The sequence below is a fragment of the Flavihumibacter cheonanensis genome (assembly GCF_022352215.1).
In the GTDB taxonomy this organism is placed as follows: domain Bacteria; phylum Bacteroidota; class Bacteroidia; order Chitinophagales; family Chitinophagaceae; genus Flavihumibacter; species Flavihumibacter cheonanensis.
In genome coordinates this window covers 1-286 of the sequence record NZ_JAKRWF010000124.1, presented here as the reverse complement: position 1 = coordinate 286, position 286 = coordinate 1, and the positions used below count along the sequence as shown (strand labels likewise).

Annotated in this window: 1 protein-coding gene; it reads right to left on the bottom strand. The window is 52.8% G+C overall.

What is annotated here, in order from left to right; genetic code table 11:
- Positions 1 to 286: hypothetical protein (locus MD536_RS21370; protein ID WP_239603813.1), on the bottom strand; the 286-nt coding region annotated here is incomplete at both ends.

The window sequence follows — 286 nt, the reverse complement described above, 5'->3', positions numbered from 1 at the left end:
GGGCGACCAGGCGCTTGGACTTGCTCTCAAAATCACGCACATTGAACGCATCGAACATGATTTTCTGTTTTTCGGTCAGGTACGAGATTTCGTGGATTTCCTTGGCAAACTCAGCGGCGTAGAATTTTCGGTAGGGGTTGCGCTTCGGCGCTTCGCCCAGTTGGCGAACGCGCTTGTCGATGCCGCCGTTGAGCGCGAGCGAAATTTCGTTCAGGATGCCATCCAGGTCTTTGATGCCGCTGTGATTCTTGAGCAGATCTTCCCCTGAGAGCGCTGAAAAGAAAAA